This is a genomic window from Rhodobacter sp. NSM (assembly GCF_052244495.1).
In the GTDB taxonomy this organism is placed as follows: Bacteria; Pseudomonadota; Alphaproteobacteria; order Rhodobacterales; family Rhodobacteraceae; genus Cereibacter_A.
This window is the reverse complement of record NZ_JBQPXH010000006.1, coordinates 137377-158421: the sequence shown is the minus strand read 5'-3', so window position 1 is coordinate 158421 and position 21045 is coordinate 137377. Positions and strand designations below refer to the sequence as shown.

21 protein-coding genes and 1 tRNA gene are annotated in these 21045 nt (G+C 68.1%); 10 read left to right on the top strand and 12 right to left on the bottom strand.

Annotated elements, in window-relative coordinates:
- Positions 1-153 precede the first annotated feature (153 nt).
- The 4 genes from uvrC to ACTVZP_RS13935 all read left to right on the top strand — a co-directional run bounded on the left by uvrC (position 154) and on the right by ACTVZP_RS13935 (position 3456).
- Entirely contained in the window at positions 154-2025 is a 1872-nt protein-coding gene (gene uvrC / locus ACTVZP_RS13950) for an excinuclease ABC subunit UvrC (RefSeq protein WP_443212755.1), read from the top strand.
- Positions 2026-2103: 78 nt separating this feature from the next.
- Positions 2104-2769 (top strand): CDP-diacylglycerol--glycerol-3-phosphate 3-phosphatidyltransferase, encoded by a 666-nt coding sequence (gene pgsA / locus ACTVZP_RS13945; protein ID WP_443212754.1) that lies wholly within the window; start codon positions 2104-2106, stop codon positions 2767-2769.
- Positions 2766-3014, top strand: coding sequence for a molybdopterin converting factor subunit 1 (moaD, locus tag ACTVZP_RS13940; protein WP_443212753.1), 249 nt, complete (start codon positions 2766-2768; stop codon positions 3012-3014). The genes pgsA and moaD overlap by 4 nt, the downstream gene beginning before the upstream one ends.
- Position 3015: 1 nt before the next feature.
- A complete protein-coding gene (locus ACTVZP_RS13935) occupies positions 3016-3456 on the top strand; it encodes a molybdenum cofactor biosynthesis protein MoaE (protein WP_443212752.1) in 441 nt (146 codons plus the stop codon).
- Positions 3457-3529: 73 nt separating this feature from the next.
- Here ACTVZP_RS13935 and ACTVZP_RS13930 read toward each other — a convergent pair whose 3' ends face one another.
- Genes ACTVZP_RS13930 through argB form a run of 3 tightly spaced genes read right to left on the bottom strand, consistent with a single transcriptional unit; the run spans position 3530 to position 5558 of the window.
- Positions 3530-4036, bottom strand: a complete 507-nt coding sequence (locus tag ACTVZP_RS13930) for a SixA phosphatase family protein (RefSeq protein WP_443212751.1) — start codon at positions 4034-4036, stop codon at positions 3530-3532.
- Entirely contained in the window at positions 4033-4677 is a 645-nt protein-coding gene (locus ACTVZP_RS13925) for a ferredoxin (protein ID WP_443212750.1), read from the bottom strand. Before ACTVZP_RS13925 ends, ACTVZP_RS13930 begins: the two co-directional genes overlap by 4 nt.
- Entirely contained in the window at positions 4677-5558 is an 882-nt protein-coding gene (gene argB, locus ACTVZP_RS13920; RefSeq protein WP_443212749.1) for an acetylglutamate kinase, read from the bottom strand. Before argB ends, ACTVZP_RS13925 begins: the two co-directional genes overlap by 1 nt.
- Positions 5559-5682: 124 nt before the next feature.
- On the opposite strand from argB, the gene ACTVZP_RS13915 reads away from it, so the two are divergent.
- The gene (locus tag ACTVZP_RS13915; protein ID WP_443212748.1) at positions 5683-6423 is read left to right on the top strand and encodes an SDR family NAD(P)-dependent oxidoreductase; all 741 of its coding nucleotides are present in this window, start codon (positions 5683-5685) and stop codon (positions 6421-6423) included.
- An 8-nt stretch (positions 6424-6431) separates the two neighbouring features.
- On the opposite strand, the gene yihA is transcribed toward ACTVZP_RS13915, so the two are convergent.
- The 8 genes from yihA to rpmH form a co-directional block, all read right to left on the bottom strand.
- Positions 6432-7085 carry a ribosome biogenesis GTP-binding protein YihA/YsxC gene (gene yihA, locus ACTVZP_RS13910; protein WP_443212747.1) on the bottom strand — a complete coding sequence of 218 codons (654 nt, stop codon included), beginning with the start codon at positions 7083-7085 and terminating at the stop codon, positions 6432-6434.
- A complete protein-coding gene (locus ACTVZP_RS13905) occupies positions 7082-7825 on the bottom strand; it encodes an MOSC domain-containing protein (RefSeq protein WP_443212746.1) in 744 nt (247 codons plus the stop codon). Before ACTVZP_RS13905 ends, yihA begins: the two co-directional genes overlap by 4 nt.
- Entirely contained in the window at positions 7822-9693 is a 1872-nt protein-coding gene (yidC, locus tag ACTVZP_RS13900; protein ID WP_443212745.1) for a membrane protein insertase YidC, read from the bottom strand. The genes ACTVZP_RS13905 and yidC overlap by 4 nt, the downstream gene beginning before the upstream one ends.
- 130 nt (positions 9694-9823) lie before the next feature.
- Positions 9824-11350: a putative bifunctional diguanylate cyclase/phosphodiesterase gene (locus tag ACTVZP_RS13895; protein ID WP_443212744.1), complete on the bottom strand. Its 1527-nt coding sequence runs from the start codon at positions 11348-11350 to the stop codon at positions 9824-9826.
- Positions 11351-11425: 75 nt separating this feature from the next.
- A complete protein-coding gene (gene ttcA / locus ACTVZP_RS13890; protein WP_443212743.1) occupies positions 11426-12304 on the bottom strand; it encodes a tRNA 2-thiocytidine(32) synthetase TtcA in 879 nt (292 codons plus the stop codon).
- Between the two features lie 26 nt (positions 12305-12330).
- Positions 12331-12585: a membrane protein insertion efficiency factor YidD gene (gene yidD, locus ACTVZP_RS13885; protein WP_443212742.1), complete on the bottom strand. Its 255-nt coding sequence runs from the start codon at positions 12583-12585 to the stop codon at positions 12331-12333.
- Complete coding sequence (gene rnpA / locus ACTVZP_RS13880) at positions 12582-12995, bottom strand: ribonuclease P protein component (protein ID WP_443212741.1); 414 nt, start codon at positions 12993-12995, stop codon at positions 12582-12584. Before rnpA ends, yidD begins: the two co-directional genes overlap by 4 nt.
- Before the next feature lie 22 nt (positions 12996-13017).
- A complete protein-coding gene (rpmH, locus tag ACTVZP_RS13875; RefSeq protein WP_002721419.1) occupies positions 13018-13152 on the bottom strand; it encodes a 50S ribosomal protein L34 in 135 nt (44 codons plus the stop codon).
- Positions 13153-13334: 182 nt separating this feature from the next.
- On the opposite strand from rpmH, the gene ACTVZP_RS13870 reads away from it, so the two are divergent.
- The 4 genes from ACTVZP_RS13870 to ACTVZP_RS13855 all read left to right on the top strand — a co-directional run bounded on the left by ACTVZP_RS13870 (position 13335) and on the right by ACTVZP_RS13855 (position 17153).
- On the top strand, positions 13335-14063 hold the full coding sequence (locus tag ACTVZP_RS13870) for a TVP38/TMEM64 family protein (RefSeq protein WP_443212740.1): 729 nt from the start codon (positions 13335-13337) through the stop codon (positions 14061-14063).
- Entirely contained in the window at positions 14063-15475 is a 1413-nt protein-coding gene (locus ACTVZP_RS13865) for a dihydrolipoyl dehydrogenase family protein (RefSeq protein ID WP_443212739.1), read from the top strand. Before ACTVZP_RS13870 ends, ACTVZP_RS13865 begins: the two co-directional genes overlap by 1 nt.
- A gap of 57 nt (positions 15476-15532) precedes the next feature.
- Positions 15533-16933, top strand: a complete 1401-nt coding sequence (locus ACTVZP_RS13860) for a sensor histidine kinase (protein ID WP_443212738.1) — start codon at positions 15533-15535, stop codon at positions 16931-16933.
- A 143-nt stretch (positions 16934-17076) separates the two neighbouring features.
- Positions 17077-17153 (top strand) — tRNA-Arg (locus ACTVZP_RS13855).
- Between the two features lie 825 nt (positions 17154-17978).
- Here the strand turns inward: ACTVZP_RS13855 and ACTVZP_RS13850 are convergent.
- Complete coding sequence (locus tag ACTVZP_RS13850) at positions 17979-18857, bottom strand: LysR family transcriptional regulator (protein WP_443212737.1); 879 nt, start codon at positions 18855-18857, stop codon at positions 17979-17981.
- 667 nt (positions 18858-19524) lie between these two features.
- Between ACTVZP_RS13850 and ffh the strand changes: the two genes are divergently transcribed.
- Positions 19525-21033 carry a signal recognition particle protein gene (gene ffh / locus ACTVZP_RS13845; protein ID WP_443212736.1) on the top strand — a complete coding sequence of 503 codons (1509 nt, stop codon included), beginning with the start codon at positions 19525-19527 and terminating at the stop codon, positions 21031-21033.
- The last annotated feature ends 12 nt before the right edge of the window (positions 21034-21045 follow it).

The following is a 21045-nucleotide window of genomic DNA, read 5'->3' as shown; positions in this document are numbered from 1 at the left end:
AGGTGCCAAGGAACAAGGGAAAATCCATGCTGTCGAAGGCTTCTCCTCAGACTTGTCCACAGAAACGGTGGACAGCTTTGCTCTTGTGGCGAGACCTCTATCGTTGCAGCGCACCGGCGGAATCATGAGCTTGTGAGAAGGATGGGCGCGGAAGTGCAGGATGACGATACGGAAGGCCGGACAGTGCCGACCGGACATGCGGTGATCCAGGGCTACCTGAAGACGCTGGACGGCTCGCCGGGCGTCTACAGGATGCTCGATGCCCAGAGCCAGGTTCTCTACGTAGGCAAGGCGCGCAACCTGAGGGCGAGGGTTTCCAACTACGCACGGCCCTCGGGACATTCGGGACGCATCGCGCGGATGATCCGCGAAACGGCCTCGATGATGTTCCTCACGACGCGCACCGAGACCGAGGCGCTCCTGCTCGAGCAGAATCTGATCAAGCAGCTCAAGCCGCGCTACAACGTGCTCCTGCGCGACGACAAGAGCTTTCCCAACATCCTGATCGCCAAGGACCATGCCTTCCCCATGCTGAAGAAGCACCGGGGCAAGAAGTCCGAGAAGGGCAGTTACTTCGGACCCTTCGCCAGCGCGGGTGCCGTGAACCGGACGCTGAACCAGCTGCAGCGTGTGTTCCTGCTGCGTACCTGTTCGGACGCGACCTTCGAGAGCCGGACACGGCCCTGCCTCCTGTTCCAGATCAAGCGCTGTTCGGCGCCCTGCGTGGGCCGGATCGCGCCCGAGGACTACGGCGGGCTCATCGGCGATGCCGAGCGCTTCCTGCAGGGGCGGACGACGAAGGTGCAGGCAAACCTCGCCGAGCAGATGCAGGCCGCCTCGGAGGCAATGGAATTCGAGCGCGCCGCCGCGCTGCGCGACCGCATCAAGGCCCTGACGCAGGTGCAATCCTCGCAGGGAATCAACCCCAAGGGCGTGGCCGAGGCCGACGTGATTGCCGTCCATCTGGAAGGGGGCCAAGCCTGTGTGCAGGTCTTCTTCATCCGCGCGAATCAGAGCTGGGGCAACCGCGACTTCTATCCGCGCACAGGCGCGGGCGCGGAGGAGCCAGAGATCCTCGAGGCTTTCCTTGCGCAGTTCTACGACGACAAGGAACCGCCCCGGATGATCCTGCTCTCGCATCCGGTGGATAACCCCGACCTCGTGGCGCAGCTCCTGTCCGGGCGGGCAGGCCGCAAGGTGACGCTGGGCGTGCCGCAGCGGGGCGAGAAGGCCGAACTCGTCGAAAACGCGCTCCGCAATGCCCGTGAGAGCCTTGCCCGGCGCATGGCCGAGAGCGCGACGCAGAACAAGCTGCTCGCAGGGCTCGCCGAGGCCTTCGAACTCGATGCGGCTCCGAAGCGGATCGAGGTCTACGACAACTCGCACATCCAGGGCACGAATGCGGTTGGCGGGATGATCGTCGCCGGGCCGGAAGGCTTCCTCAAGAGCCAGTATCGCAAGTTCAACATCCGCACGGCGGCCGGCGCGCAGGGCGACGACTTCGGCATGATGAAGGAGGTGCTGACGCGCCGCTTCGAGCGCCTTCTGAAGGAGGATCCCGAGCGAAAGTCCGATGCCTGGCCGGACCTCCTGCTGATCGACGGCGGGGCCGGGCAGGTCTCGGCCGTGCAGGAGATCCTGCAGGAGCTGGGCGTGGACGATGTGCCCTTCATCGGCGTGGCCAAGGGCATCGACCGCGACGCGGGCAAGGAGGAGTTCCACCGCCCCGGCGAGCCGCCCTTTGCCCTGCGCATGAACGACCCGGTGCTCTACTTCGTCCAGCGCCTCCGCGACGAGGCCCATCGCTGGGCCATCGGCGCCCACAGGGCGAAGCGGGCCAAGGCCGTGAGCGCCACGCCGCTGGACGAGATCCCGGGCGTGGGGGCTGCGCGAAAGCGGGCGCTGCTGGCGCATTTCGGCTCGGCCAAGGCGGTGTCGCGGGCGGGAGTGCCGGACCTCTGCGCGGTGGATGGAATTTCCGAGACGCTGGCCCAGGCCATACACGATCATTTCCATGGCTCCTGAGGGGGCGGCCGCACCTGAGGCGGGGCGCCGCTGCCCAAGCCTCTTCCCCCCGCGGCGGCGAATGGCTAGACCTTCGGCATGAACTGGTCGATCCCCAATATTCTCACCGTTCTGCGCCTGCTGGCCGCGCCCGGCGTGGCGGTGATGTTCCTGTATTTCCATCGGCCCTGGGCCGACTGGTTCGCGCTCACGCTCTTCATCCTCGCCGCGGTGACCGACTTCTTCGACGGCTATCTCGCGCGGCTCTGGAAGCAGGAATCGAAGTTCGGCGCCATGCTCGATCCCATCGCCGACAAGGCGATGGTGGTGATCGCTCTGGTCATCATCACCGGCTATTCCGGCATGAACCCCTGGCTTATCCTGCCGGTGACGCTGATCCTCTTCCGCGAGGTCTTCGTCTCTGGCCTGCGCGAGTTCCTCGGTGCGAAGGCGAGCCTCCTCAAGGTCACGAAGCTCGCCAAGTGGAAGACCACGGCGCAGATGATCGCCATCGCGATCCTGTTCCTCGGTACCGGGCTCGAGCATCTCGAGGGGATCGCGCGGCAGGGCATGACCTGGGAGCAGTATGCCCAGGCCGTCAGCGCCGGCGAGGCCGACCCGATCCGCAGTTGCGGGATGCGCGGCTGTTCGTCCTATGCAACCTGGCTCGGGCTGGCGCTGATCTGGATCGCGGCGGCCCTTACCTTCATCACTGGCTGGGACTATTTCAGGAAGGCGCTGCCCTACCTGAAGGACGAGAAATGATCGACCTGCTCTATTTCGCCTGGGTCCGCGAGCGGATCGGCCTGCCGCGCGAGCGGCTGGCGACCGAGGCCCGCACGGTGGCGGACCTCGTCGAGGAGCTGCGTGCGCGTGAAGAGCGCTATGCGCTGGCCTTCGCGGATCTCTCGAGCCTGCGGGTTGCACTCGACCAGGAGCTTGCCGAGTTCGATGCCCCGCTGGAGGGCGTGCGCGAGGTCGCCTTCTTCCCGCCGATGACGGGGGGCTGACATGCACATCCGCGTGCAGGCCGAAGCCTTCGACCTCGGCGCCGAGGCGCAGGCGTTCTCCGCCGCGGCCGAGGGGGCCGGGGCGATCGTGACCTTCACCGGCCTCGTGCGCGACCTCTCGGGCGCGCTGACGGCGATGGAGATCGAGCACTACCCGGGCATGACCGAGCGGGCCATTGCGGCCATCACGGACGAGGCAGTGGCGCGCTGGCAGCTCGTCGATGCGCTGGTGATCCACCGGCATGGCCGCCTGGGACCGGGTGAGCAGATCATGATGGTGGCGACCGCGGCCGCGCACCGGGCCGAAGCCTTCGCCGCGGCGGAATTCCTGATGGACTACCTGAAGTCGCGCGCGCCCTTCTGGAAGAAGGAAGTCACCGCCGAGGGCGCCGACTGGGTGGCGGCCAAGGATGCGGACGAGGCGGCGCTCAGGCGCTGGTAGAGCCCCGGCCGCCAAGAAGGGCGGCTCCCCCGATGGACTTTACCGGAGTGAACAAGCGCTGGCCGGTCAGGCGTCAGGCCACCAGTTCGCGTGGCACGATGAAATCGGCGGGTTCCGCCATGCCATATCCCGCGTCTGCCCAGGCGATGTCACCGAAATCTGCCACGAGCGTGGCACCCGTCGGGTATTTCTGGAAGTCCGCGCTGAGCGGCGGGTGCTTCACCAGCCGGTGCGCGAATTCGGCGATGCCGGGATTGTGGCCGAGGATGCAGACCGTATCGGCACTCGCATGACGCAGAACGGCGAGCATGACGTCCGCGCCCGCGTGGTAGAGCGCGGGCTTGAGCACCGGTGCGGGTGCATCGGGCAGGAAGGAGGCGATGCCCTCCCAGGTCGCGCGGGTGCGCACCGCATCCGAGCAGAGGACCTCGCCCGGCACATGGCCGCGAGAGGCGAGCCACTGGCCGAGGTCGCGGGCCGCTCCCTCGCCGCGGGGATTGAGCGGACGGTCGTGGTCCGGGATCAGCGGATCGTCCCAGGCCGATTTCGCGTGGCGGATCAGGATCAGGCGCTTGGTCATCGGTGGAACTGCCTCATGTGATAGGCGGATTGTGCCTCCATCCTTGCATGGCCCTGCGAGCGGGGGCAAGCGCGGCGAACCGCGCAGCCGCGGTCGAGGCAGGCGGTGCCCTCGGGGCGGTCGAGGAAGGCATGACAGGCCGGCACGTCGTAGCCCTCGGCGCCAAGTGCGCTTGTGGGACAGGCCGTGAGGCAGGGCTGGCTTGGGCATTCCGCGCAGGGCGAGACCCCTGCGGGAGGCTCCAGCCGTTCGCGAAGCGCGAGCGCCCCGCGGCAGGAGAAGAAGAGCCCGGCCGTGTCATGGACGATCAGCCGCACCGGCGATGCGAAGGCGCGGCCGGTGCGCAGCGCCCAGCTGTAGAAAGGCCACCAGGGCGGGCCGCCGAAGGGAAAGACGGGAACGGCGTCGAACTCTTCCGCAAGGGCGGCGATCACCCGCCCGGACCAGCGATCCACCGGGTCAGGCCGCTCGTCCTGCCATTCGGGCTGCGCCGTCAGGTGCGGCCAGAAACCCGGCTCGCGCGGGCCGAGAAGGAGGAGGCTCCGCGTGCCTTCGGGAAGTCCGTCGCCGGGTTCGGCCGCGAAGCCGCCGAGGATCGTGAGCGCCTCGGCCGCGGCCCGCGCCTCGATCCGCTCGAGCATCAGCGGCGGACGCGCGGCTTAACCCGCGGCTCGGTCGAGCGGATGATCGTGCCTGCACCCTCGTCGGTGAAGATCTCGATCAGGCAGGCATTGGGGATGCGGCCGTCGAGGATCACCACCGCCCGCACGCCTGCATCGAGGGCGGCGAGCGCGGTTTCGGTCTTGGGAATCATGCCGCCCGAGATCGTGCCGGCGGCCACCATCTCGCGCACCTGGCTGGGGGTGAGCTGACTCAGCACCTCGCCACTGGCATCCTTCACGCCCGCCACATCCGTCAGCAGAAGCAGGCGGTCCGCCTGAAGCGCGCCCGCGATGGCGCCCGCGGCGGTGTCTCCGTTCACGTTGAAGGTCTCGTTGTCGGCCATGCCGGTCGCGACCGGGGCCACCACCGGAATGATCCCGGCGTTGTAGAGGTCGCGCAGCACCTGCACGTTCATCTCGACAGGCTTGCCCACGAAGCCCAGCTCCGGATCATCGGCCACGCAGACCATGAGGTCGTCGTCCTTCCCCGAAACGCCGACGGCTCGTCCGCCCTGGTCGTTGATCGCCTGCACGATGCGCTTGTTGACGAGGCCGGAGAGCACCATCTCGACCACCTCGACCGTTGCCTTGTCGGTCACACGCTTGCCGCGCACGAACTCCGACTTGATGCCGAGCTTGCCCAGAAGCTCGTTGATCATCGGCCCGCCGCCGTGGACGACGACGGGGTTCACCCCCACCTGCCGCATGAGCACGATGTCACGCGCGAATTCGGCCATTGCGGCCTCGTCGCCCATGGCGTTGCCGCCGAACTTCACCACCACCACGGCGCCGGCGTAGCGCTGGAGATAGGGCAGGGCCTCGGACAGGGTGCGGGCGGTAGCGATCGGATCTCGCGTCATGGCGGCTGCCTCATCCTCGGGCGGTTCGCGGGGGTCGGGCCTCTGGTAGCGCCTTTGCGCGGGGCTGCCAAGCGGTGCGCCTTGCAAATGCGCCCCGCTCGCGTAGCTTCGCCGAAAAGGGGAAATGGCGATCATGGGCGAACAGAAGACGATGGTGCTGACCGGCGCCAGCCGGGGGATCGGCCACGCGACGGTCAAGAGGTTCTCGCGCGAGGGCTGGAGGGTGCTGACCTGCTCGCGCCAGCCCTTCGACCCGCGCTGCCCCTGGCCCGGCGGCGAGGAGAACCACATCCAGGTCGATCTGGCCAACCCCGAGAGGACGATCGCGGCCATCGAGGCGATCAAGGGCAAGATCGACGGACGGCTCCACGCGCTCGTCAACAACGCAGGCGTCTCGCCGAAGGGACCGGCGGGCGAACGGCTGAGCACGATCACCACCGACCTGCGCACCTGGGGGCAGGTCTTTCACGTCAACTTCTTCTCCTGCGTCGTGCTTGCGCGCGGCCTTCAGGCGGAGCTGACGGCCGGGCAGGGCTCGATCGTCAATGTGACCTCGATCGCGGGCAGCCGGGTGCACCCCTTCGCGGGTGCGGCCTACGCAACCTCCAAGGCCGCTCTCGCCGCGCTGACGCGCGAGATGGCACATGACTTCGGCCCCCTCGGCGTGCGTGTGAATGCGATCGCACCGGGTGAGGTCGAGACTTCGATCCTCTCCCCTGGCACCGACAAGATCGTCGAGAAGCTGCCGCTTCAGCGGCTCGGCCAGCCGAGCGAGGTTGCGGACGTGATCTGGTTCCTCTGCTCGGAGCAGTCGAGCTACATCTCGGGCGCCGAGATCGAGGTCAACGGCGCCCAGCACGTCTGAGGAGGGTATCAGGCCAGCGTGGCGATGATGGTCCGCAGGGTCTCGATCCCGAGGCCCTTTTCGGAACTGGTCATCACCAGCTCGGGGAAGGCGGCTGGGTGCTTCTTCAATGCCCCCCGCACCTGCTCCAGCACCGCCTCGCGCTCGGCCTGGCTCACCTTGTCGGCCTTGGTCATCACGACCTGGAAGGTCACGGCCGAGCGGTCGAGGAGGGTCAGGATGTCCTCGTCGACGGATTTCACGCCATGGCGCGTGTCGATCAGCACGAAGGCGCGCCGGAGCGTCTGCCGGCCTGCCAGATAGCCCTTGAGCAGCCGCTGCCAGCGCTCGACGATGGGCTTCGGAGCCTCGGCATAGCCGTAGCCGGGCAGGTCCACGAGATAGCGGCTGGGGCCGAGCGCGAAATAGTTGATCTCCTGCGTCCGACCCGGCGTGTTCGAGGCGCGCGCCAGCGCCTTGCGGCCGGTCAGCGCGTTGATGAGGCTCGACTTGCCGACGTTCGAGCGGCCGGCGAAACAGACCTCCACCCGATCGGCAGGTGGCAGGGCCTCCATCGCGGTGACGCCCTTCACGAAGTCGCAGGGGCCCGCGAAGAGGAGCCGCCCGGCCTCGCGCGAGGCGTCGTCGGGTTCGGCGCTGAGTGGAAAGGGAAGGGTCGTCACGGTCTCACCTCGTCGCCGATTGTCAGCAAGCCACCTTCGACGACGGTCGCATAGACCCCGAAGTCCCGGTGGCCGTAATGGGTTTCGAGGGCGCCGAGCGTGTCGGCGTCGATGGTGCCGGTCTCGGGATCGGCCATCGTCGCGCGGCAGCGGGTGATCCGCTCCTCGATGCGGAGCAGCGCCGATCCCATGCGGATCTCCTGCCCGAGCAGGTCGAATTCCGCCCAGGGCTCCCAGCCCTCGACCCAGAGATTTCCGCGCCAGCGATGGATCGAGAGGGGATGCCCCATCCGGTCCGACAGGTCGCGCAGGCTTGAGAGCGAGAGCACCGCGACCGAGGGGAAGGCGCTGTCGGTCATGCCACGGTCAGCCGAGACGATACGGACGGGCCGCGCGCGGCCCTCGGGCATCAGCGGAGCGACCCAGTCGAGGAAAGGCTGCGTGTCTTCTTCCGCTCCAGGTCGGAAGGTGAAGGGGCCGAGGTCGGGATGCGAAAGGCGGACCTCGGCCGTGGTCTCGTCCAGTTCGGCCGTGATCGCCATCAGCCCGGGCGCCTTGGCGCCGCGGGTGAAGTTCTGGCAGGGGACCCAGCCGCCCGTGAGCCGCGCCGCCTCATGCGCGACGGCCCAGTGGCGGTCCCATGGCAGGCAGGCTCCCGGCGAAAGCAGAACGGACGCGAGTTCCTCGCGTCCGTGGGCCTTGATCGGGTGACGGCAGATGTGGCGGAGCCGCGCCGTCATGGCTTCCGCTTCTTGGCCGGCGGATGGCTCTCGTTTGCGGCCTTCCCGGCGGCGTGGGCCGCAGGCTTGCGGGCGAAGCTGGCCCTGATGTTGCCGAAGATGTCCGGGTGATGGCCGTGGCTGCGCATGATCACATACTGCTGGGTGAAGGTGATCAGGTTGTTCACGATCCAGTAGAGCACCAGGCCCGAAGCGAAGTGGCCGAGCATGAACATGAACACCCAGGGCATCCAGGCGAAGATCATCGCCTGCGCCTTGTCGGCGGGTGCCGGGTTCAGCTTCTGCTGCAGCCACATCGAGACGCCGAGCAGGATCGGCAGTGCGCCGATGAAGATCAGCGCCATGGTCGTGCCGGGCGTCGGTGCGGCCCAGGGGGCGAGGCCGAAGAAGTTGAAGATCGAGGACGGATCGGGCGCCGAGAGGTCCGTCAGCCAGCCAAAGAACGGCGCGTGGCGCAGCTCGATCGTGACGAAGATCACCTTGTAGAGCGAGAAGAAGATCGGGATCTGGATCAGGATCGGCAGGCAGCCCGCGGCCGGGTTCACCTGTTTCTCCTTGTAGAGCCGCATCATCTCGCGCTGCATGAGCATCTTGTCCTCGCCCGCGCGCTCGCGCAGCGCCTCGAGCTCGGGTTGAAGCTCCTTCATGCGGGCCATCGAGACATAGGACTTGTAGGCCAGCGGCAGGACGAGCGCCTTCAGAAGGAAGGTGAGGGCGATGATGGCGAGGCCCATGTTGCCGATCAGCTGGTTGAGCCAGTGGAGAACGGCGAAGATCGGCTTGGTCAGGAAGAAGAACCAGCCCCAGTCGATCGAATCGATGAAGCCGGGGATCGGCTCGGCACCCTCGGTGGGCTGAAGCGCGCCTTCATTCTGATAGGCGCGGATCGTCTCCCACTCCTTGGCACCGGCGAAGAGGCGCGAGCTGACCTCGGCCGTGGCGCCCGGCGCGACAGTGAGCACCTCGTCGCGGGTCTCGGCCTGATAGATGTCGGCGCCCGGAACGTATTTCGTAACGCTGGTGAAGGGCTGGCCCTGCTGCGGGATCAGCGTCGTCATCCAGTACTTGTCGGTGAAGCCGATCCAGCCGTCTGCCTGGGCCTCGATCACCTCGGCCTGCGCCCCTTCGCGCGCGACCTGCGGAAGCTCGGCGACATCGTCGTATTTCGTCTCGGTCAGTTCGCCATCCGCACGGCCGACGACCCCCTCGTGCAGGACGAAGAAGTTCTGCAGGTTGAGCGGCTTGCCATGGCGCGCCACGATCCCGTAGGGCGCGAGGCGCACGGCCTCGGCCGTGCCGTTCTCGACCGTCTGCTCGACCGTGAACATGTAATGGTCATCGACCGAGATCGTCCGCGTGAAGACGAGGCCCTGCCCGTTGTCCCATTCAAGGGTGACCGGCTGGCCAACGCCCAGCGTCGAGCCGCCGACCTGCCTCCAGGTCGTGTTCGCACCGGGAACGTCCTCGTAGTCGAGAGAGCCGGCGGGCGTCCAGCCATAGAGCGCATAATAGGCGTTCGGCTGACCGACCGGCGAGAGCAGGCGGACGATCTCGGAGGCCGGATCAAGCGTCTCGTGATACGACTTGAGGGACAGGTCGTCGAGCCGGCCACCAAGCATTGAGATCGACCCCTGCAGGCGCGGCGTCTCGATGGCGACGCGCTGCGTCTCGGGCAGGTCCGCATCCGGCGGCACGGCCGTCATCGGCGCGTCCGGCGTGGCCGAAGGCGCAACGGCCGTCTCCTGCGTCGCGACCGCGGGCTCTTCTTCCGTCACCGCCTCCGGGGGCGGGAAGAGGAAGAACCAGACCATGATCACGAGGAAGCTGAGTCCGGTCGCCAGGATGAGGTTCTTGTTCTGATCGTCCATGAAAGACACGCGGTTCCTGTTCAGGGGTGCGGTCGTTCAACAGAAGGGGGCTGCAAAGGTCAAGCGGTTTTACCCGCGGGGCGGCGGTGGGTCGCTTTCGCCCCGGATCGGTGGAGAAGCGGCATCCCGATCACGCGCCAGCCGATCCGCGCCGGGCGGAGGGTACGCTTGCAGCGCGGCGATCCTGCAGCCAGGCGGTCGCGTCGGCAAGGGGCATGGGGCGGGCGATCTCGTAGCCCTGGAGGTATCCGCAGCCGAGCTTCGTCAGCATGGTCAGTTCTCCGGGCGTTTCCACGCCTTCGGCCACCGTTTCGAGGCCCAGCTGCCTGGCCATCGAGATGATCGCGGCGAGCATCGTCTGCTGGTCGCTGTCCGAATCCGCCCTTGTCACGAAGCTTCGGTCGATCTTCAGCCGGCGCAGGGCGAAGCGGCGGATCGTGGTGATCGAGGTATGGCCGGTTCCGAAGTCGTCGAGGTCGATGCCGCAGCCGAGAGAGGCCAGGCCCGCGATGTTGTGAACGACGACGTCGCTGGCGCCCTCGGCCACCACCGTCTCCAGGATCTCGACGGAAAGTCGCGAAGGGCTGAGCTCGAATCGGTCGAGCTCCCACTTCAACCGATCCACGAGGCGGGGGTTGCGAAGCTCGGAGTCCGAGAAGTTCACCGCGACGCTCGGGACGCGAATGCCGGCCCTGTCCCAGAGGCGCAGCGCCGTAAGCGCCTGGTACAGCATGACTTCGCCCAACCGCTCGGACAGGCCGGCATCCTCGATTGCGGGGAGGAACTTCGCCGGCATCACCAGGCCACGCTCGGGGTGCTGCCATCGGGCGAGCACCTCGAATCCGCCGATGCCGCCGTCGGGCGTCCGGATCTGCGGCTGGAACCAGGCGACGAACTGGCCGGCGTCGAGCGCGGTTTCCAGGACCTCGCGGAAGGCATCGCGATCCGCACGCTTCCGCGCCATTTCCGGGGCATAGCCGCGCACGGCGCCGGGGCCGTTGCGCGCCGCCTCGTCGGCCGCCACCTGTGCCGCATCGAGAAGCGCTGCGCCCGTCGGTGCGGGCGTGCGCTCGGCCAGGCAGAAGCCGATCGAGCAGGTCACGTAGAGCTTCGTGCCTTCAAGGCTGATCGGTGGCGCCACGGCCGCCTGCAGCCGGGCGGCAAGCTGCGCCATCGACTCCAGGTCCAGCCGACGCACCGGATGCAGCGCGACCGCCAGCCCGCCACCCTCCAGACGAGCGACGGTATCCCCCTCGCGCAGTGCGCTGCACAGACGCTCGCCACTGCGGGCGAGCACCTCGGACTGCGCGGCGCGGCCATGGCGGTCGAGCAGCTTGTCCATTGCGTCGAACTGCAGCACCAGGCATCCCGTCGTCCGCCCGGTCGCCTCGTGTGCGCGGAGCACGTGGTCGAGCGCCGCGATCACCTGTGGACGCAACGCCAGCCCCTCGCGCACTGCGGGTGGCCGCGCATCGCGGAAAGCGCCCCCGGCCGCGTAGAGAAGCGGCAGGCCGAGAGCCACGAGGACGAGCGGACGCTCACCCCCGAGCCAGTAGGCCAGCAGCGTCGCCGTGGGCAGGAAGGCCAGGATCTCGGGCCGGCGCAGCAGGTTTCCCATGCGGAGCAGTGCCGCGGTCGATCCGCCCATCAGTTGCATAGAAGAACCCCTTTTCGTGCCGCCGGGCCGACAGGCCACGGCCGCACACCTTAGGCAGGGAGTCTCAGCGGGAGGTTAATCCTCGCCCCTCAGTTGCGGCGGATTTTCCCTCATCGCGTCCGCGGAAGGTGTCGCGGTGGCAAGGCCTGTGAAGTCGAAGAGGCCGGGATCGAGGAGATGCGAGGGCCGCGCATTCATCAGGGCGCGGAACATCACCTGCCGGCGGCCGGGGCTGCGCGCCTCCCAGCCATCGAGGATCTGCTTCACCTGCTGGCGCTGCAGCCCCTCCTGCGAGCCGCAGAGGTCGCAGGGGATGATCGGATAATCCATCGCGCGGGCGAACTTCTCGCAGTCGGCCTCGGCCACGAAGGCGAGCGGGCGGTAGACGAAGAGGTCTCCGTCCTCGTTCACCAGCTTGGGCGGCATGGTGGCCAAGCGCCCGCCATGGAAGAGGTTCATGAAGAAGGTCTCGAGGATGTCGTCGCGGTGGTGGCCAAGCACCACGGCCGAACAGCCCTCCTCGCGCGCGATGCGGTAGAGGTTGCCGCGCCGGAGCCGCGAGCAGAGCGAGCAGTAGGTCCGACCCTGCGGGATCTTGTCCATGACGATGGAATAGGTGTCCTGATACTCGATCCGGTGCTCGACCCCCATCCGGCTCAGGAACTCGGGCAGGACCGTGGCGGGAAAGCCCGGCTGGCCCTGGTCGAGGTTGCAGGCGAGCAGATCCACAGGCAGGAGACCGCGCCATTTCAGCTCGTGGAGCACCGCGAGCAGCGTGTAGCTGTCCTTGCCGCCCGAGAGACAGACGAGCCAGCGCGCGCCGCGCTCGACCATGCCGTAGGTCTCGATCGCCTCGCGGACCTCGCGCACGATGCGCTTGCGCAGCTTGCGGAACTCGGTCGTCTGCGGGGCGCCGGCGAGCAGCGGATGGATCTCGTCCTGATCGTCGAACATGCGGGTCTCCGGCGGGGTGGAGGCGCTCAGCCGCGGGAGCGCCGGTCGTGCTCGGGGTCGGCGCCCGGTACGGGATCGTAGCCCGATCCGCCCCAGGGATGACAGCTCAGAATGCGTCTTGCAGCGAGCCAGCCGCCGCGGACTGCGCCATGCCGCTCCAGCGCCTCGAGCGCATAGACCGAGCAGGTGGGCTGGTAGCGGCAACCATGGCCAACCCAGGGGCTGAGGAGCAGACGGTAAGCGTGCACCGGCAGCGCGAGGATCTGCGCGAACGGCGTCATGACCGTTCGCCGTGGATCTGGCGCAGGGCACGTTCGAGGTCGGCGAGCAGCGCGGCATAGGGCCGCTCGACCGTGGCGCCGGGGCGCCCGACGAGGACGTAGTCCCAGCCCGGATAGCCCTTCGCCGCCAGCACCTCGCGCGCGAGCGCACGCAGGCGCCGCTTGGCACGGTTGCGCGTCACCGCATTGCCGACCTTCTTCGAGCAGGTGAAGCCGACCCGGATGCCGCCTTCCGCGTCGCGGCGGCGGGCCTGCAGCAGGAAGCCGGGGGTGCCCTGCCGGCGCGCCTGTGCGGCGCGCAGGAAGTCGGCGCGCTTGCGCAGAACTTCGGGACCCGAAAGTGCCGACGCCGCCGGAGAGCCGGCGGACGCGGCATTGCTGCCTGTCCCTCCGGCCTCCGGCGGCGTCATGTCACTGGGCCCTTGCGGTCGCTCAGGCCGAGAGCTTCTTGCGGCCCTTGGCGCGGCGGGCGTTCAGCACGAGGCGGCCGCCCTTGGTGGCCATGCGCGCGCGGAAGCCGTGGCGACGCGCGCGGACCAGGTTCGACGGTTGAAAAGTGCGCTTCATCGCGGATCTCCATCAGGTGTGCAGCCGGAACCCCCGCGGATTCGCAGGCCACGTTCCTTTGAAGCCCGCCTCATAGTTGCGGCGACGGTGCAAGTCAATTCGTCCGCATCACAAAAATCGGGGCCTGCGCGCCAAGGCACTGGCCCCCGCGCCTGCGTCGCCCCATCTTGAGGGCGACCCGCATGGAGCCGCCCTTGCACCCGAACCGATCCGCCAAGCTTTCCCGACGCCTGCCGATCCTCGCCATCCTCCTCGTGGCGGTCGCCGGGGCGGTTCTCTTGCGGGACCAGCTGTCCTTCGAAACGCTCGCCCGTCACCGCGAGGCGCTGCTCGATTTCCGCGACGCCCATCATGCCGCGGCCGTGCTGGCCTTCCTGGCGGCCTACGTGGCGGTCGTGACCTTCAGCCTGCCGGGCGCGCTGATCTGCACGCTGACGGGGGGATTCCTCTTCGGGCTCTTTCCGGGCGTCCTCTACAATGTGGGGGCCGCCTCGGCGGGTGCGGTGCTCCTCTTCCTCGCGGCAAGGGCGGGTCTCGGAGCCCGGTTCGCCGAGCGGATCTCGGCGCAGGGCGGAGCGGTCGCGCGACTGCAGGCGGGGCTGAAGGAAAGCGAGTGGTCGGTGCTGTTCCTCATGCGGCTGGTGCCCGTCGTGCCCTTCTTCGTGGCAAACCTCCTGCCCGCCTTCCTCAACGTGCCGCTCCATCGCTTCGCGATCAGCACCGTTCTCGGCATCCTGCCGGGCGCACTGGTCTACACGTCGGTCGGTACCGGCCTCGGCGCCGTGCTCGCGCGCGGAGAAGCGCCGGATCTGGGCGTGATCTTCACGCCTCCGGTGCTCGGGCCGCTCCTGGGACTTGCCGCGCTCTCGGCGCTGCCTATCGTCCTGAAATTCGCAAGGAAGGGGCGGTGATGGAGCGGATCAGGGCGGATCTCTGCGTCATCGGCGCAGGCTCGGGCGGGCTGTCGGTCGCGGCGGGGGCGGCGCAGATGGGGGCGCGGGTCGTGCTGGTCGAGGCGGGCGAGATGGGCGGCGACTGCCTCAACGTGGGCTGCGTTCCCTCGAAGGCGCTGCTCGCGGCGGGCAAGGCGGCCCAGGCGATGCGCACGGCCGGAGCCTTCGGCATCCGCCCGGTCGAGCCCGAGATCGACTTCGCCGCCGTCAAGGATCACGTCGCCCGCACCATCGCCGCCATTGCGCCGCACGACAGCCAGGAGCGATTCGAGGGGCTGGGAGTGCGCGTCCTGCGCGACTGGGGCCGCTTCGTCTCGCCGACCGAGCTGCGCGTGGGCGCGCGGACGGTCACCGCGCGGCGCTTCGTGATCGCGACGGGCTCGCGCCCCGTGGTGCCGCCCATTCCGGGCATCGACCAGGTGGAGACGCTGACAAACGAGACGATCTTCGCGCTTCGTGAAAGGCCCGAGCACCTGATCGTCATCGGTGGCGGCCCGGTCGGGATCGAGATGGCGCAGGCCCACTGCCGGCTGGGCGTGAAGGTCACGGTCATCGCGGGCGGCAAGGCGCTGGCGAAGGATGATCCCGAACTTGCGAAGTTCGTGCTCGACAGGCTGCGGGCCGAAGGGGTGGACCTCGTCGAGGGCGCTTCGGCCGAAGCGGTGGAAGGCCGCGCCGAGGGGGTCGCGGTCAAGGCGGGGGATCGCTGGATCGTCGGGTCGCATCTTCTGGTGGCTGCCGGCAGGAAGCCGGCGCTCGAAGCGCTCGACCCGGCCGCTGCGGGCGTCGAGGTGACGGAGAAGGGCGTGAAGGTGGGGGCGGACCTGCGATCGTCGAACCGGCGCATCTATGCGGTGGGCGATGCGGCGGGCGGGCTTCAGTTCACCCATCTTGCGGGCTACCACGCCTCTGTGGTGATCCGCTCGATCCTGTTCGGGCTGCCCTCGAAGGCCACCGCGCTCATTCCGCACGTCACCTATACCGAACCCGAACTCGCCCAGGTCGGGCCAACCGAGGCGGAGGCGCGGAAGCTGCATGACGACAGGCTCGAGGTGCTGCGTGTGCCCTTCTCGGGCAGCGACCGCGCGCAGGCCGAGGCCGAGACCGAGGGCCTCGTGAAGCTGATGGTGGCGCGCGGTCGGCCGGTGGGCGTCTCGATCGTGGGCCCGCAGGCCGGCGAGATGATCGGCCTCTGGGCCGTGGCGCTGGCCTCGGGCACGAAGCTCTCGACGCTGGCCGGGGTCGTGCTGCCCTATCCCACGATCGGCGAACTGTCGAAACGTGCGGCGGGAGCCTATTTTTCCCCCAAGCTCTTTGATAGTCGGGTGGTCAGGACGGCGGTGCGCAGCCTGCAGCGCCTCCTGCCGTGACGGACCCATGGGGCCGACGGGCAAGTTTGTAGCGGGTAGAGTCGGAAGGACGAGATCTTGCGGCGGTTCCTGAACACGCTCTCCGGGCGGTTCCTGCTGCTGACCGCCGCCTTCGTCATGCTGGCGGAGGTGCTGATCCTCGTGCCCTCGGTGGCGAGGTTCCGCCAGGATTACCTGCTGCTCAGGCTCGAGAAGGCTCAGATCGCCTCTCTGGCGCTTCTGGCCACGGACGAGATGATCACGCCCGAGCTTGAAGCGGAGCTTCTCGCGAATGCCGGCGTCTACAACGTCGTTCTGCGGCGCGACGAGGTGCGCCAGCTCATCCTCTCGTCTCCGATCCCCGTTCCGGTCGAGGTGACCTACGATCTGCGTTATGCGGGGCCGCTGGGTCTGGTCCGGGACGCCTTCATGGACGTGCTCGACCGGGAGGGCGTGATCCGGATCATCGGCGAGCCGGTCGAGAGTGGCGGCCAGCAGATCGAGGTGGCGCTCGAGCGCGGCCCGATGCGGACGGCGATGCTCGAGCATGGCGCGCGCGTGCTCGTCTTCTCGGCCCTGATCTCGATGGTGACGGCGCTCTTGCTGTTCCTTGCGGTCCGCCGGCTCATGGTCTTGCCGATCCGGCGGGTGGTTGCGCACATGACCTCCTATGCCGAGGCGCCCGAGGACGCGCGGCGGGTGATCATGCCCACCGCCGGCATCCGAGAACTGCGGGAAGCCGAGGAGGCGATGCAGATGATGCAGACGCAGCTCATCGGCGCCCTGCGGCAGAAGGAGCGACTCGCGCAGCTCGGCGGGGCGGTGGCCAAGATCAGCCACGACCTGCGCAACATCCTGACGACAGCGCAGCTCTTCGCGGACAGGCTTTCTGCCTCGGACGATCCCGCCGTGGCGCGGGCAGCCCCGAAGCTTGTCGGCTCCATCCGGCGGGCGGTCTCGCTCTGCGAATCCACCCTGACCTTCGGCCGGGCCGAGGAGCCGCCGCCGCAGATCGCGCGCGTGCCCCTCCGCCGGTTGATGGAGGAGGTGGCCGAGGCCGAGTCGCTCGTGACCGACGGCAGCGTCGGATGCCTGATCGACGTGCCGGGGAACATGGTGATCCGGGCAGATGGCGAGCAGCTCTATCGTGTTCTTGGCAACCTCGTGCGCAACGCGCGGCAGGCCATCGAGATGACGGGCCGGTCGGGCACGGTCGAGCTGTCCGCTGGAGAGGGCGAGGAGGAGTGGTGGATCAAGGTGGGCGACACCGGTCCCGGACTGCCCGCCAAGGCGCGCGAGCATCTCTTCACCGCCTTCCAGGGCGGCGCGCGCAAGGGCGGATCCGGCCTCGGTCTCGCCATCTCGGCCGAACTGGTGCGGGGGCACGGAGGGCGGCTCGACCTCCTGCGCAGCGACGGAGAGGGAACCGAATTCATCATCCGACTGCCGAAGGGGGCGGGTCTCGGCGCCGTTGCCTGAGCTATCGCCTGCAGGATCGCCAGCTTGCGCACTGCCCTCGCGAGCCGGACATCCTGTTTCGAAGATCCTCTGACCGCGGCGGCAAGATTCTTCGGATCGGCCCTTGCATTGTCCGGCAGCCCCGGCTACATCGCCGTCACCGCGCACCCGTAGCTCAGCTGGATAGAGCATCAGACTACGAATCTGAGGGTCGGGCGTTCGAATCGCTCCGGGTGCGCCACTTTCCTGTCATCGTCAGACACTGACCGGCCTGCTTCCACTGGTGGAGTAGCCTTGCGCTGCCTCCGCTGCCGCGGGATCTTTCGTCGGTATGGAGGTGGCGCTGGTGGAACCGCATGCAGCGCCCGGATTCCTGCCGCAGGGTGAACCAGTGCATCGCCTTCGAGGGCGATGCCATCGTGTTCCGGAGCACCTTTCCCTTCTGGCTGCGCCTGTTCCTGCTGGCGTGGACACCGATGGCCGCGCCCTTCGTATTCCCGTTCCTGGACCTTCAGCGGGAGGTGGACGGGGCCTGCCCGCTGGTCGCGGGGGTGCAGGTCGGAGTCACCTGCTTCCTTCTGCTTCCCCTCGTGTTCTCGGGACTGCTTCTCGGCATGGCGCTCTTCAGCGCAACGATCAGCCTCCGCCTCGACCACGGCCGGGGCGGGGCCGTGCTCGAGTCGACGAACCCTGCTTTGGCGGCGGGTGACGACATATGCGCTTCCGGATCTCGAAATCGTTCGTGTGGAACTCGAGTCGGAGGACCCGACCTGCGATGCGGCGCGAGTGGTCCTGCGCATGCCCGATGGTCGGAGAGTCTCCATGGGTTGCTTCTGAGGGGACCAGGAGGCGAGGGACGGGGTCCGGCGCGTGGAGCGGGTCATCGGGATGCGCGGCGGGCGGGGGCGGCCGACTGATCCTGGGCGCGAGACCTGCGCGAGGTCACGCGCGGACCTCGCACGGCTGTCTGGCTGCCCTGCCCGGATGGAGCAAGGTGCGATCCGGCGCAACCCGCAGGCCCATCCAGCGCCACGACACGCGGTGCGATCCGGCTCTACGAACGCGTTCAGACGTCGGTCCAGTCCTTGGCGGCCTCCTTCAGGTGAGCGAGGAAGTTCTGCACCTTGAGGGTCCGGTGCAGATCGACATGCGTCACGAGCCATATCGGGGATTCCCAATCCGGCCTCGCCGGGAGGATCTCGATCAGATCGGATCCCTTCGCCTGCATGACCGGCAGGAAGCCGATGCCCGCGCCCTCGCGCACCGCATCCTCGAGGGCGGCCATCTCGGTGCCGCGGAACGTGATTCTGTCGGGCGCCACCTGGTCGCGCAGCCAGCGATGGAATGGCGCGCGAGGAACGTCCGCCCCGACGAAGCGGTGACGGCCGAATTCCTCCGGGCCGGAAGGAACGCCATGGGCTGCGGCATAGGCCGGCGACGCATAGAGTGCCGTCCGGATGCGCGACAGCGGCTGGACCACGTTGTCGGGCTCCTCCGGTGTCGCTCCGGCGCGGATCGCCACATGAGCCTCGCCATATTCGAGCCTGAAGAGGCGCATGTCCGTCAGGTAGCGCACCACGACTGCCGGATGCCGTTCCTGGAACGAGGCGAGCACCGGAGTGATGAGATGCGAGAAGCCCGGCACCGAGGTCACGACCAGCTCTCCCGCAACCGACTCGCCGTTTCCCTTGATGCGGCTCGCAAGCTGCGAGAACTGCTCCTCGGTTGTCTGGGCCACGAGCAGCAGGTCGCGCCCGGCCTCGGTCGGCGTGTAGCCGCGGGCGTGCCGCTGGAAGAGCCGCGCGCCGAGCCGCTTCTCGAGCGCATCTATCTGACGAATCACGGTGGCGTGGTGCACGCCCAGCACCTCCGCCGCCCCGGACACCGTGCCCAGCCGCGCCACTTGGAAGGCGGTCCGCACTTCGTCCCAATTGTCGAATCCCATGGCCGCCCCCTTGCCCGGTCGCGTCGAATGCTGTGCACTTGCGCACAACATAGCGGCGACATCGAGAACTTACAGGGAAGACGCTCAGGACTCGGATCCTCTCAGAGGGCCGCGGTGAAGGCCGGGTCGCCCGGAGCCCTGCCGCAAGATGATGGTTGAATACGAACCACTGCGCAGTATCCGAGGCCGGCAATGTGGCGGCCCGCACCTTCATTCTGCGCGGCGAGGATCGCGCGACGGTCCGGGTTACGATGCGCCCTGGGCGCAGAGTGCGGTCTTGCCGGGCATCGACCCGTCGGGCCATGGCCTGTCCGAACTGGTGACCTGCAGGCTCTGGCCCGCAGCGACGACGGACCTCCGGCCGCTCCCTGCCGGGAACGAGGCGCGCGCCGGAAGGGAAGCCTTTCTCGTTTCCTGAATGGCGCTCCGTGACGGGTCGGCGCCTGCGCAGGCACGATGCCGCCGCCCGGGCCTTGCCTCGAAAGCTTGACTCGCGGCGCAGAGAGGCGTATCGCCGCCCTGATTTCCGGAGTTCCGTTGGAGCCTCCGGTCCCGGCGCTTGCCCGGGATCGCCACCCATCAGCGCGATGCGCCCATGGGTGCCGTTGTGATTTTCGCCGTCCCGTCCTAGGTCGGGGCAGAGTTCAACAGGTCGGGGGAGACCGCGATGTTCGAAAGTCTGTCCGAACGCCTTGGCGGCGTGTTCGAGCGGCTCACCAAGCAGGGTGCGCTGACCGAGGACGACGTGGCGACCGCGCTGCGCGAGGTGCGCGTCGCGTTGCTCGAGGCCGACGTCTCGCTTCCCGTCGCTCGCGACTTCGTCAAGCGGGTGCAGGAGAAGGCCACCGGTCAGGGTGTCACCAAGTCGGTGACGCCGGGCCAGCAGGTGGTCAAGATCGTTCACGACGAGCTGGTCACGGTTCTGCGGGGCGAAGGCCCTGCCGATGCGCTGAAGATCGACAACCCGCCCGCCACGATCCTGATGGTGGGCCTGCAGGGGTCCGGCAAGACGACGACCACCGCCAAGCTTGCCAAGCGACTGAAGGAGAAGCAGGGCAAGCGGGTGCTGATGGCCTCGCTCGACACCAACCGCCCGGCCGCGATGGAGCAGCTGCAGATCCTCGGCGGGCAGGTCGGCGTGGACACGCTGCCGATCGTCAAGGGCGAGAGCGCGGTCCAGATCGCCAAGCGCGCCAAGACGCAAGGGGCGATGGGCGGCTACGACGTCGTCATGCTCGATACCGCGGGCCGTCTGCACATCGACGAAGTGCTGATGGACGAGGTTCAGGCGGTGCGTGACCTCGCGCAGCCGCGCGAGACGCTGCTCGTCGTCGACGGCCTCACGGGTCAGGACGCGGTGAATGTCGCGGCTGAATTCGACGGCAAGGTGGGCATCTCGGGCGTGGTGCTGACCCGGATGGACGGCGACGGCCGCGGTGGTGCGGCGCTTTCCATGCGTGCCGTGACCGGCAAGCCGATCCGCTTCGTGGGCCTCGGCGAGAAGATGGACGCCATCGAGACCTTCGAGCCCGAGCGGATCGCCGGCCGCATCCTCGGGATGGGCGACATCGTGGCCCTCGTCGAGAAGGCTCAGGAGACCTTCGAGGCCGAGCAGGCCGCCAAGATGATGAAGCGGTTCCAGAAGGGCCTCTTCAACATGAACGACCTGAAGATGCAGCTGGAGCAGATGCTCAAGATGGGCGGCATCCAGGGCATGATGGGCATGCTGCCCGGCATGGGCAAGATGTCGAAGGCGGCCGAGGAGGCTGGGTTCGACGACAAGTTCATCCGCCGTCAGGTCGCGCTGATCAACTCGATGACCAAGAAGGAGCGGGCGAACCCCGACCTTCTGCAGGCCAGCCGCAAGAAGCGGATCGCGGCGGGTGCAGGACTCGAGGTGCAGGAACTGAACCGGCTTCTGAAGCAGCACCGCCAGATGGCGGACATGATGAAGAAGATGGGCAAGGGCGGCATGATGAAACAGGCCCTGAAGCAGATGATGGGCAAGGGCGGCGGCATGCCCGACATGTCCGGCGTCGGCCCCGACGAGATGCAGGCCGCTGCGGCTGCCATGAAGGGCCGGATGCCGCCGGGCATGGGCGGCTTTCCCGGCATGCCGGGCGGCATGAAGCTGCCGCCGGGTCTCTCCGGCCTCGGCACGGGCAAGAAGAAGTGATGTCCTCTGCGT